The sequence below is a fragment of the Aquimarina algiphila genome (assembly GCF_947494415.1).
GTDB classification, from domain to species: domain Bacteria; phylum Bacteroidota; class Bacteroidia; order Flavobacteriales; family Flavobacteriaceae; genus Aquimarina; species Aquimarina algiphila.
The window spans coordinates 428,837-440,619 of the sequence record NZ_CANLVC010000007.1; the positions used below are offsets into that span (position 1 = coordinate 428,837).

Genomic DNA, 11,783 nt, shown 5'->3' on the forward strand with positions numbered 1-11,783 from the left:
ATTTTAATCCAATATGGTTTTTAGTCGTACATAATATAGTTACCTAATGAAAATAATAAGATTAATCGGTATTAAGCAAAATGCTAATGATCAATATCAGTTGTTTTTTAAACCAGATAAATCTTTTTCATATTCTTCTAATCTCCAGTCAGAATTTTTCTTTGCAAGGGTGATTGCTTGTTTGTAGTACGCTCTTGCTTTGTCTTTATTTTTTAAAGTTAGATAGACATCTCCCAATCCATTAATGGGTCTTGCCAACTCGGGAAACTTAGTACTAAAAAACAGATATAGCTCTTCGGCTTTCTTGGATTGATTATGTTTGAGGTAAAATTCTGCAAATACACATCCCCAGTTTGTTCTTAATTTTTCTAGAAACCCTTTTGATTTAAATTGGTTTATGAATGTGTTAAATGCCGTATAATCATCTTCATCTGAAGCCTTTTTAACAAGATTCCACATGGTGCCTTGTGCAATTCCTTCAGGAAAATCAAATTGTTTTGCTCTTTTTTTGTAGTACGTAATAATATTATCCATTCCTCCAGAGGACTCATACTCTTTTAAAGAATTAAACTGGAGTTCTGGATAGTAATGATAATAGCGTTTTAATCCATGATATAAAGTGTGATACGAGGTAGAACGATGTTCTTCATTTTGTAGATAAATATATTCCCAACGTAATGTTAGTGGAGCTTCAGATTCTAATTTCTTTTTAAGATATTCAGTACCTTCGGTAACCACACCTTCATTGTTGCTAGATGAGAAAAATAAAAAAGTATCAAACTTCTTTTTTACTCTAAGTATACTATCTAATGACTTCATTCGATTTGCAGATATCGGAAGGCCAGGGTCATGTATTGGAAAAGGACTGGCAGCCAAGTAGCCATTAAACAATTCAGGTTTTTTAATCATTGCTTCGATGGCAAAACCTCCTGCATATTCCCATCCAAATAATAGGCGTTCGCTAGAAGTTCTATATTCTTTATCTAGGTATGGGATAACTTCTGTAGAAAGGAAATTAAAAAAAGGCTTTGTACCCGAGCTAAAATGACCAAATCGTTGGGGGTATGAGTTACTTATACCTACTACGATAAACTCTGGAGTGAGTTTAAATTGTTTAAATGAGTGCAATAAACTTACCGTATGAAGGAAAAGTCGTTGTCCATCTAATACATAAATAACTGGATATTTTTTTGAAGAATCTTTGTAAGTATCAGGTAGAAAGATTTGTATTGTTCTTTCCTCTTTTAGAATTGAAGAATTGATAATTATGTTTTTTCCAACAATATTCTCTGTCGTTTTAATTTGTGTATACGCAGTATAATGGCCAAAACCATGTAGAAATAGAAATAGGAAAATGGTTTTGATATTCATAAATTTTATTTTTCTAGTTTATCTTTAAGTTTGGATAATTGTTTTTGATATTCAGATACATATTGGCTGTCATACTCTTTGGCTAATTCAACAGCTTTTTGTTGTGCTTCTATTGCGGCTTTGAGTTGATTATCTTTTTCTAATGCTTCTGATAAGCTATTATATGCCCATGGGGACTTAGGACGATATTCTACTCTTCTTTTAAAAACTTCTATAGATTCCTTAATTCTTCCATCTTTTAATAATTTTCCTCCTATAAACCGCAGAGAATTTACACTATTCCACCTTTCTGCTTTCGGAAGAATAGGAAAACCATACATGGTGGAAAGTTTTTGGTGAAAAACATCTATATTTTCTAAGGCATTTCCTGGTTGTTTTATGATATCTCTGAATTTTGGAGACCATTCTTCTATTGGAAAAATCATTTCTATTGAAGATAGCATCGCTTTTATAATACAATCATAATGTTCTTCGTTGGGTATAGTTTCAACCTTTAACATTAGGTTTTTTGATTGAAACGGGGCCAGACGTTTTTGTAGTTCATCAAGGTTGTTTTGGTATTGCTGCTTTTTGCCTTTAAGATCTGATGATGCTATCCCAAGATATAATTGCCCTTTACGATTAGGGTTTTTAATAAAACTTTCTTCAAAGGCATCTATAAATGTGGTATTGGGTCGATATCCCATGCCAATCATATCTGCAGAAGCAACAGTAATATGTGCCCGAAACAGATCAGGTTCTTTTGCAAACGTATGTAAAGGAAAAACACTACTTCCTGATACGCCAATAATCATTCTGTAGTCATTAGCACGATACTGTTTTTTTAAATAAGGAAATAACTCTTCTTTAAGATGTTTTACAAATTGATCAGGGTCTGCATTGAATTCTAGTTCCTCTGTGCTTCCCCACATACCATTAGTATACACATTTGGGGCATAATGTTTTTCTTCATCAAAACTAATAACGATGGCTTCAGGCATACGAGTGACAGAACTAAGATGTTTTACAACACCAGATATCATTTGAAAAAACTTAACCCCGTGAGAACCACTTATCATGATTATTGGGTATGTATGATCTTCAGAAGCGTCATGAAAACTTTCTGGGAGATATATGTTCATTACTCTCTTCTCATCAAGAATTTTAGAATGAAAAGTAATTTTTTCAGCATGCGAAATAGGTACAGTAGAGATTTGTGTTAATGGTGAGTTATTAGCTTGTTGAGCTCTTCCAGAAAAAACAGATGCTAATAGAAGAGTGATGATTATAAAGAGACTATTCGTTTTCATAATGTGATGAATTCTTGATTGTGATGTTAAATGATATATATTATTTTTTAATGTTCTGCTCTAATTCTTCTAGCGACTTTTTGTATGTAAGCAACTCAGGATTTGATTCTTGTTTTGCAATTTTAATAGCTTTTTGATAATGTTTTTTGGCTTGATATCTATTTCCTATTACTTTATAAATATCTGCTTTACCCTTATGTAAAAGAGAAGATTCTGGGAACTTTTCTAATCCAATGCTATATATTTCTTTGGCTTCATCAATATTATTGTGTTTGAGGTAATACTGCGCATATCGATGAAAGAGGAAGTGATTTTTGTGGTAATTTTTCCAAAATACTTTGGCGTCAAATTCTTTAACAAAAAAGGTAAAAAGGTTATAATTGTCCTCTTTTAAGGATTGTAAAAGGAGATAATGTTTGGTGTCGTTATGAATATCTGTTTGCAGATCATATCGTTCTCCTCTTTTTTGATAATGTTGTTGTAAAGGTATAATTCCACCAAAATCTTCAAATTCCTGAAGACTATAAAATCGGATAGGCTCAAAATCTTGAAAAATAGTTTTAAGTCCTTGATTTATTGTGATTAATGGGGTTGAGTAATGATTGTCATTTCCCAGTAATTTATACTTCCATTTCAATCCTTTTACTGTATGTTGTTCGAAGATTTTTGCAAGTGTATTTATTCCTTCGAAAGACCAGGATTCTACTGATCCAAGAGAGAAATAAATGGTGTGATTTAGTTGTTTTTTAGTTTTCAGAAGCTCTAGAACGCCATCTGTACGATTCTTGGTGATATAAGTAGGACTTGATAAAATAAAGGCATTAAATAGAGATGGTTGCTTAGCAAATATTTCTAGGCCAAGGGATGCAGCCATTTCCCATCCAAAATATACTCGTTCATTTAAAGTCCTGTAGTTGTTATCTACATGGGGAACTATTTCTTTCTCAATAAATCGAATGAATTTTTTAGACTCTTTATATAATAGTTCCCGTCTTCTTTTTCCCAACGTATTGGTTTTTATGCCGACTACAATAAAACTTGGAGAACTATTCTTATGAGCAAGGTTTTTTTGATAAGTAATTCCGTTTAAGAAATAACGTTGCCCATCCAAAACATATAAAACGGGGTATTTTTGTGTTGAGATATTATAATTTTCTGGGAGATAGATCTGAATTTCTGTTTTTTCTTCGAGTATTTCAGATTGAAAAATAAAAGTCTTACCGAATATGTTTTCTGTTTCGTTTTTTTGCCCATAAAATGATATATGGGATAGGAGTAGGATAAGAATATAATTTTTCATCTTAATGTTTGATATCTGCTAAATCATAAATATAGCTTGTAACCAAAACTCTAATTATAGAATACTGATGAATGAGGAGAAAAAAGAGGTAAAGCGTTTCTTTTTGTCGTTAAAGATAAATTAAAATTGCACCCACTTCCTGAAGGCCGGAGTTGTGTTAGAACTGGTGATAACTCCTTGTTCTATACCGTCAAGAATGATTAGTAGTCTATTTTTACTATGACTATCCATTACTTTAATATGATTAATATTTATTATTTGGCTTCTATTGATTCTAAAAAACATTTTAGGATCTAATTGATCACTCAAAGTACCAATGGTCTGTGATATACTATTGATATTTCCGTTATGATCAGTAATTTTACAAAAATCACCACAAGCATCAATTAGGGATATTGTTTCTGTATCAATTAACTTAATGCCATTTCCTTTTTTGACAACAAAACGTTTTAAGAACTGCTTATTTTCTGGAGTAATTAGTTCTTTAAGCTCTTTAAAAACTTCTTTATTTAACGATCGTGAGTGTTTGGGTAATGCAATGAGTGTTTCATATTTTCGAAGTGCCTCAGAAAGTTCTTCTTTTGAGTATGGTTTTAGGATGTAAGCAATCCCATTAGTTTTAAAAGCATCTAATAAAAATGTATCATAAGCAGTGCAGAAAATAATAGGAGAGGATATATTTATATGGTCAAAGAGGTCAAATGCAATACCATCTAATAATTGAATATCTGAAAGGATGAGGTCATATTGGTGCTCAGACAACAATACTTTTGCTTCTACTACAGATCTTGACCAGTCCTGCATAAAGTCAGTTCCAAAATACTCAGCAAGATATAGCGTAAGTTTTTCGTAAGCCGGAATCTCATCTTCTAAAATCAGGATATTCATGTATGTTGTATATTATTTAATGTTCCAAATTGAGAAGAGGCAATAGAATAGTAAAATGTGTATCATCTTCTTTTATAGCAACTTCTTTATCAGAAAGTAAAAGGTATCGTTTTTTTATGTTTTGTAATCCATTTCCCGAATAATGATCTGTTTCAGAACTTTTTGAGGTATTATTTTTAACTAATATATCGTTTTTACTAATGGTGATTTGTGTGGTAATAATTAGATCATTAGTTGGTTTGTTATGTTTTACAACATTTTCAATAACCGTTTGTAAAGCTCCTGTGGGTAAATATTTGTTTTTTGGAAGATCAACCTCTGATACGTTAAACTCATAGGAATGTCCAAATCGTGTTTTAATAAGAAAGAAATAATTTTGAGCTAATTTCATTTCTTCTTCCAAAGATGCCACTTCTTGATCTTTGGTTTGCATAAGATATCGATATAAATATGCTAATCGAGACAGGTATACTTTTGCTTTTTCCGGAGAGATATCTATAAGTGCGTCTAAAGTATTTAGACTATTGAACAAAAAATGAGGATCAAATTGTGAACGTAATACTTTAAGTTCTGTTTCTCGTTGTTCCTTTGCAATTTGATTGATCTGGATAGAATTTTCGTAGTATTTTTTACCAAGTAATAAACCAAGAGGTATGGCAACATCTACAGCAGAATTGTAATAGCTTTTGAATACTAAATTAGTAGTCATTTCTGATATCTTTAATGGGTTGCCAGACGACCAAAATTGAAGAAGAAGTGAGCCAAATCCTATGATAATAACACATCCTAAAGCAGTAATAAAAAACAAGTAGTATTTTTTGTTTTTAATCAATAATTCTATAATTAAATACCTAAAAACAATAAGGAGTAGTATCGTTTTTATCCAAAATAGTGGTATGTCCACGGTGTATTTTAGTATAGGTTTTTCTAAAATATAAAACTGAGCAGCATCCCAGACACTTGCTAACAAAAAGTAGAACCCTAGAAGTCTATAATCTGATGAGTTAAGTTTTAGATATGTCATACACTATTATCTAGTTTTTATCCAGGTAACTCATTTTTTATTTTGCTTTTGCGAAAGCAATTTTTACTGCCAAGCCACTTAATATAGAAGCCATGAACCACTTTTGAATTCTAACCCAGATTGGATTTTTGGCAAACCAGGAAGCCATTTTTGCTGCAGAAATAACAATGAGAAAATTAATACAAAAACTTATAATGATTTGAACGATTCCTAATTGAAAACTTTGTGAAAGGATTGAGCCGTATTCTGGTTTAATAAACTGAGGAAAAAAGGATAAATAAAATAGAGCCATTTTTGGATTGAGAATATTGGTTAGGAATCCAATATTAAATAGTTTAAAAGGATTGTCTTTTTTTAGGTTGTGATTTTTTGTGTCAAATATTTTATTACCATCAGACTTAACTGTATTGTATGCTAAATACAGGAGATAGCCCACACCCAAAAATTTCACAACTATAAACGCATAAGGTACAGCAAAGAATATAGCAGTTAATCCAAATGAAACCATGAGAATATGAAATAGAAATCCACAAATCACACCAAATAAAGAAATAATTCCTGCTTGTTTACCTTGTGATAAAGATCTTGATATCAAATAAATCATATTTGGTCCAGGAGATAATACCATAATAAGCGAGGCTAAAGCAAATACTAATAGTTCATGTAAGGGTATCATATACAAGTTTTATAAATTAACTGCTTAAAAGTATTATTTTTTTTAATGCTGAAAATCAAATTAACACGATCTTTAGATATGCAGACTCCTCAAACACTTAATTAAACACTATTTATATGATATTATGAATTTTTGCATGTTGTAATAACATAATGGTTTTGCCATCTTTTATTTCTCCTGAGTAAATCATCTTATATGCTGTGTCAAAGTCTAATTCTAGTACTTCTATATTTTCCTGTTCTTCTGATAATCCACCTCCATCACTTACTTTCATTTCTTTAGTATATTCTGCAATGAAAAAATATAATATTTCTGTAACTGATCCAGGAGACATATAAGATTCGAATATCTTTTTAACTTTGGAAATTTTATAACCTGTTTCTTCTTCAGTTTCTTTACGGATGCAGTCCTCTGCATTGTCCTGATCCAGTAATCCGGCACAAGCTTCTATCATCATACCATTTTTGTTTCCGTTTACATAGGTTGGTAATCTAAACTGTTTGGTAAGAATAACTTTTCGGGTATTAGCATTGTAAAGCAAAATAACAGCTCCATTTCCTCTATCATATGCCTCTCTCGAATGTGTTTCCCATTCACCATTTTTGTTTTGATACTCATAGGTAACTTTATTGAGGGTATACCAGTTATCTGATAATACTTCGGTTTTGGTAATTTTTATAGCGTCATTAGTCATTCCTTGGTAGTTGTTTTTTTATTTTTGAAATTGTTTTTCCACTAGATTTAGAAGGCTTGTTCATATCATTGATAGCAAAATTTATTGCTGATTTCACTAAGTTTTCTACATCGTCGTTTTGATAATCTCCTTTTTCTGTAATAGGTATATGCCGTATTAATTTCCCTGTTCCGGTAAGTAATGCATGAGGGTCATCGATTAAAACCCCTTTATTAAAACCAAGATTAAGATGGTTTGTGTATATAGGAATCATACAAAAAGCATCAGATAATTTCTCTGAAATTGAATATACAGTGGTTAAAGCATGTGTGTGGTAAAGTAGTTCGTTACTATCTGGATATATCGACAAGATATAGTTTCTTACATCCTTAAAGAGGTCAATTAAATCAGGTTCTTTTAATGCTAAGAAGTAAAGAAAATCAGGATGTATTTCTCTGTTCTTATTCATGTTTTCTTTTTGTATGAATGATATAAAGTCACATTTACTGATTTGTAAAGGTAAACATAAAGGGTGCGAAACACACCCTTTAATATTTTGTAATATGCTTTTATTAAGCTAAAAAATCAAAACATTCCATTGAGATGTGCCATCTCTTTAGGAATTTTTTGAGATACAGACCAATGCTCGGTTATTATTTTATCTTTTAACCTATAAATATCGTATACTACAAAAGGAACAGTTTCAAAGAAGACTTCGGATTGAGTAACAACAAAATTTCCTTCCCCTAATATTCGATAAACTTTTTTGACATCAATTTTTTTATAATATTGAATCAATGCTTCGCGACCATTCTCGATTTTTGGATTATGTTGAATCAAATTTGTTGATATATAATCCACCCACAAGTCTGAGGACTTATCCAGTAGTACATGTTTTGTATACTTATGAATGATGTTCTTGTTCTCCTCAGTTGAATTTATGTTCTCAATAGTTGTTGTTCCCTCAACAACAGGATTAGGGTTTGCACTGAATCCAGTTATATCTTCTGAAGCATCCCAATGTTCTGCAAGAAGACCATCTTTTAGCCTATACAAATCTAATACAGCTTTTTGTTGCCCCATAAATTTGATACTTAAATGAACAGCAACGAAATTTTCATCACTAATCAACCGCATAAAAGGTTTAACAGGGTTTTTGGGTTGAGGTAACTGTTTTAGAAAAGACATAAACTCTGTAAAGCCATCCTTTCCTGTTTTTACCGTTGGACTATGTTGTATATATTCGTTTGTAAGTATATCATCTATTAGACTTGTATCGCCTAGACCAAGTACTTTGTTATAAAAATCTAATACTACTGTTGTATTTGAATTAAATGGTTCTATTCTACTATCCATTTTTTATGTTTTTTTAGTTTTTAATTGCATGATATTATACATATCGTGCATATCAATGTTCGGATTGACGTCATATTCAATCTCATTTTGAATGATTAAAAAAATTTGAATTTAGATCAGAGTGGACACAACTATGCCATTACATTAAACTTAGCATAGTCTAATACAATATCTACCCCAAAAAAGAGGGAGTCTTTTGGAAAGACTTAAATGATATGTAAAAACGAATAATCAGATGATAAAAATACTAAATAAACATGAATGTTAGGATAGCTTTAACGATTAAGGTTGTATTTGTTTTTGAGATATAATTGTAATCATCATGGTATAAAGAAAAACTTTTCTTTCCTCTTTATACCATAATGATTTTAATGGAATGACTATGAAGTATTAGTTTATTACTCTAGTATATATTTGATCTTCCCAAATAGCCTGTTCTACTTTTCCTTCATTGACAATAAATTGGATGCCAGAACCAGACCCTGGAACCATCTCTACTCTTATCGAATTCGCATTTTTATAGGGTGTAGCATCAACAGATTTTAAATTTCCAGAACTGGCAATTAATCGATTTTCCCCAAGATGTTCGATTATTAATGTTCCAAATAAATCACTAGTATACTTTCCTGCATAAGAAGAAAAAGGTAATTCTAATTGCCATTGTCTTTCTGCTAGTTTTACATAGTGTTCTTTAACGTTCTCTTTGAATGTAGCTATAGTCTTGCTATATTCTTTTAATTTATTTTGATAATAAACATCAATATCTTTTCGTCCCGAAAAATAATCAATAGCATAAGATGTAAGTAAGAAACTGAGATATCTACCTGTGTCAGATTCGTTTGCCATGACTACAACTCCAACTTTTTTGGATGGCATAAATGAAACTTCAGAATGGAAACCTACATATCCCCCAAAATGATGAACTAAGGTATCTCCATGATTAGTGGTCCCTTGATTCCATCCGTATCCATATCCAAATCGTTTTAGCTCCATATATTTTCTATCTTGACGGACATGAGATAACACACTTTTTTTTATTAAATCGGTATCAAAGATTTGCTTATTACCTATTTTTCCGTTGTTAAGCTCCATAATCAACCATCGAGCCATATCGCGAGAGGTTGTAATCATACCTCCGGCAGCGTGCATTGTATTATCTTTTTTTTCTAATAAAAGTCGCTCTAACTTATTCTGATCATTTAACTGACTATGAGGCTTTGCAACTTCCCATCCATTCTGATCTGCGGTCGACATTCGTGCAGTTGTACGGTTCATTTGTAAAGGATTAAAAATTTCTTTTTCAAGTACAGATTGCCAATCCATATTCAGTTCTCGCTCCATAATCATACTTAAAATATTATACCCAAGATTTGAGTATTGAAATTTTCCGTGAGGTGCTTTTTGGTTAACTTTTGTAAGTTGAGATAATTGTTCTAATAGTTGATTTTGATCATGAATTCCTGTGTATGCTGTTGAATTTATGATTGGCCAGTTTTTTATACCTGAAGTATGTAAAAGTAAATCGTGTCCGGTAATATGATCTGCTTTGAGTTCTGGGGCAAAATTCACTTCGGGGAAGTATGCCGATAAAGATTTATCTAAATCTAGCTTACCTTTGTTTTCAAGAATCAATGCAGATAAGGCTGTAAATGATTTGGTAGCAGAAGCAATGTAAAATAAGGTATTCTCATCTACTTTTATGCCTTTATCTATGTTTGCAAGCCCATGATAGTGTTCAAAAATAACCTGGTCATCTTTGACTACAGCAAGAGATAATCCATGCTTTGTTCCTAATTCTTTTACTGCTGATTTCAGGAATTCTGAGTATGACGTATTGAACTCAGAATAATCAGGTTTTTTGGGTGTAGTACTACAGGATAAAAAAAATAGTGATAGCGTTAATAGGCTAATTGAAAAGATCTCTTTCTTCATTGATATAGAATTTACATTTCAAACAAAACTATATGCTGTAAATGTTAAAAAATAGAACAAATTAAACATTCAATAAGGAAGCAATTTTTTTTGGAGAAAAATCGGTTGATTTTTTAAACTCTCGTGAGAAATGACTTTGGTCTGCATATCCCGTCGAATGTGCTATTTGGGTGAGATTGTTATTTTGGGAAATCATTTGAGAAACAGCAAAATGCATGCGTAATTGCTTTTGATATGCTTTAATATCTACTTTGTAATAGTTTTTAAATGTTCTTCCTAAATGTACAGGGTGTACATTGACTTCTTTGGCTAGCTCCGAAATTTTGAGAGGCTCTAAAAATTGAGTATCAATAATGGTTCGAATATGTTTAACCCATTCGGGGATGCTTTCTTGTATATGTTTTGTATCCGCGATAGGTGATAGATTAGATTTTAATGCACTCAGGCTTTGTTTTTTATCTTTATCCTGAATAATTCTTAAGAAATATTTCAACAACATATGCTGTTGAATGATATTCCAGTTTTTATAATCAAATTTATAATACTCCCAATCATATATATTTAGTGATAAAATGGTGCAACTCTCTGTGAAAATATTACTATGTTCGAGTAGAGCAGGTTTGATCAAAATACTCCCTGGTTTTACGATTCTTGTCCCTTTTTCTGTATGTTCTATTAAACTACCAGACAACATTAGACTTACAGATAGGAAATCATGATCATGTGGAAGCATGTTATTTTCGAATTTCACGTAATTTTTACGAGTAATTCGTATAGAATTATCTTCGTAATACATAACATCTTGATCTCTTTTTTTCAATTGATTGAATGTTTTGGTAAACTATAAAGAGTACCACTATTGATTGAGGATTAAAGTTAGTGTTATTTTTAATTATAGATTAGAGGTTTGAATATGTTTTGTTACAATTTATTAGTTCAATGTAACATCCAGGTACTTTAACACCGCGGGGAAAAGAATATTTTTGTAAATTTTTTGATTGGACTTCGAGCAATTAGATCACTATACCCTGCGGTTCCAGTCCATACAATGCTATCACTTTTTCCGATCGCGATAGAAATTCCAGGAATACCTAAAGCAATACCATTGGTAAGTCCTTTTTTAAGAGGAGTATCGTCGGATTGAGATTGGATACTGTAGGGTATACATAAAAGAAGTGCAAAAAAATAGAGTGTCAATTTCCTTCTGCAAGGAATAGTAGTATATATTTTTTTGAGTTTCATTCTTTTTGCTGGATTAATAGAACGGACTAAAT

At 31.4% G+C, this 11,783-nt stretch carries 12 protein-coding genes; all 12 read right to left on the bottom strand.

Annotated elements, in window-relative coordinates:
• Window positions 1-96: 96 nt before the first annotated feature.
• The 12 genes from PQF96_RS16565 to PQF96_RS16620 all read right to left on the bottom strand — a co-directional run bounded on the left by PQF96_RS16565 (window position 97) and on the right by PQF96_RS16620 (window position 11,751).
• A complete protein-coding gene (locus PQF96_RS16565) occupies window positions 97-1,371 on the bottom strand; it encodes an alpha/beta hydrolase-fold protein (RefSeq protein WP_271767455.1) in 1,275 nt (424 codons plus the stop codon).
• A gap of 5 nt (window positions 1,372-1,376) precedes the next feature.
• The gene (locus tag PQF96_RS16570) at window positions 1,377-2,660 is read right to left on the bottom strand and encodes an alpha/beta hydrolase-fold protein (RefSeq protein WP_271767457.1); all 1,284 of its coding nucleotides are present in this window, start codon (window positions 2,658-2,660) and stop codon (window positions 1,377-1,379) included.
• A gap of 40 nt (window positions 2,661-2,700) precedes the next feature.
• Complete coding sequence (locus PQF96_RS16575) at window positions 2,701-3,960, bottom strand: alpha/beta hydrolase-fold protein (protein WP_271767459.1); 1,260 nt, start codon at window positions 3,958-3,960, stop codon at window positions 2,701-2,703.
• 120 nt (window positions 3,961-4,080) lie between these two features.
• Window positions 4,081-4,848, bottom strand: coding sequence for a LytR/AlgR family response regulator transcription factor (locus tag PQF96_RS16580; RefSeq protein ID WP_271767461.1), 768 nt, complete (start codon window positions 4,846-4,848; stop codon window positions 4,081-4,083).
• 16 nt (window positions 4,849-4,864) lie between these two features.
• The gene (locus PQF96_RS16585; protein ID WP_271767463.1) at window positions 4,865-5,872 is read right to left on the bottom strand and encodes a sensor histidine kinase; all 1,008 of its coding nucleotides are present in this window, start codon (window positions 5,870-5,872) and stop codon (window positions 4,865-4,867) included.
• A gap of 37 nt (window positions 5,873-5,909) precedes the next feature.
• Window positions 5,910-6,548 (bottom strand): LysE family translocator, encoded by a 639-nt coding sequence (locus PQF96_RS16590; protein WP_271767465.1) that lies wholly within the window; start codon window positions 6,546-6,548, stop codon window positions 5,910-5,912.
• A gap of 112 nt (window positions 6,549-6,660) precedes the next feature.
• Window positions 6,661-7,242: a GDP-mannose pyrophosphatase NudK gene (gene nudK, locus PQF96_RS16595; RefSeq protein ID WP_109435489.1), complete on the bottom strand. Its 582-nt coding sequence runs from the start codon at window positions 7,240-7,242 to the stop codon at window positions 6,661-6,663.
• Window positions 7,235-7,690, bottom strand: a complete 456-nt coding sequence (locus tag PQF96_RS16600; protein WP_143917275.1) for a DUF1801 domain-containing protein — start codon at window positions 7,688-7,690, stop codon at window positions 7,235-7,237. Before PQF96_RS16600 ends, nudK begins: the two co-directional genes overlap by 8 nt.
• 116 nt (window positions 7,691-7,806) lie before the next feature.
• Complete coding sequence (locus tag PQF96_RS16605; protein ID WP_271767467.1) at window positions 7,807-8,577, bottom strand: nuclear transport factor 2 family protein; 771 nt, start codon at window positions 8,575-8,577, stop codon at window positions 7,807-7,809.
• A 390-nt stretch (window positions 8,578-8,967) separates the two neighbouring features.
• Entirely contained in the window at window positions 8,968-10,509 is a 1,542-nt protein-coding gene (locus tag PQF96_RS16610) for a serine hydrolase domain-containing protein (protein ID WP_271767469.1), read from the bottom strand.
• Window positions 10,510-10,570: 61 nt separating this feature from the next.
• Window positions 10,571-11,329, bottom strand: coding sequence for an AraC family transcriptional regulator (locus PQF96_RS16615; protein WP_271767471.1), 759 nt, complete (start codon window positions 11,327-11,329; stop codon window positions 10,571-10,573).
• Window positions 11,330-11,466: 137 nt separating this feature from the next.
• On the bottom strand, window positions 11,467-11,751 hold the full coding sequence (locus tag PQF96_RS16620; protein ID WP_271767472.1) for a hypothetical protein: 285 nt from the start codon (window positions 11,749-11,751) through the stop codon (window positions 11,467-11,469).
• Between the last annotated feature and the right edge of the window lie 32 nt (window positions 11,752-11,783).

Coding starts and splice junctions, on each gene's coding strand:
- PQF96_RS16565 (WP_271767455.1), bottom strand. CDS start 1,371: ATGAATATCAAAACCATTTTCCTATTTCTATTTCTACATGGTTTTGGC.
- PQF96_RS16570 (WP_271767457.1), bottom strand. CDS start 2,660: ATGAAAACGAATAGTCTCTTTATAATCATCACTCTTCTATTAGCATCT.
- PQF96_RS16575 (WP_271767459.1), bottom strand. CDS start 3,960: ATGAAAAATTATATTCTTATCCTACTCCTATCCCATATATCATTTTAT.
- PQF96_RS16580 (WP_271767461.1), bottom strand. CDS start 4,848: ATGAATATCCTGATTTTAGAAGATGAGATTCCGGCTTACGAAAAACTT.
- PQF96_RS16585 (WP_271767463.1), bottom strand. CDS start 5,872: ATGACATATCTAAAACTTAACTCATCAGATTATAGACTTCTAGGGTTC.
- PQF96_RS16590 (WP_271767465.1), bottom strand. CDS start 6,548: ATGATACCCTTACATGAACTATTAGTATTTGCTTTAGCCTCGCTTATT.
- nudK (WP_109435489.1), bottom strand. CDS start 7,242: ATGACTAATGACGCTATAAAAATTACCAAAACCGAAGTATTATCAGAT.
- PQF96_RS16600 (WP_143917275.1), bottom strand. CDS start 7,690: ATGAATAAGAACAGAGAAATACATCCTGATTTTCTTTACTTCTTAGCA.
- PQF96_RS16605 (WP_271767467.1), bottom strand. CDS start 8,577: ATGGATAGTAGAATAGAACCATTTAATTCAAATACAACAGTAGTATTA.
- PQF96_RS16610 (WP_271767469.1), bottom strand. CDS start 10,509: ATGAAGAAAGAGATCTTTTCAATTAGCCTATTAACGCTATCACTATTT.
- PQF96_RS16620 (WP_271767472.1), bottom strand. CDS start 11,751: ATGAAACTCAAAAAAATATATACTACTATTCCTTGCAGAAGGAAATTG.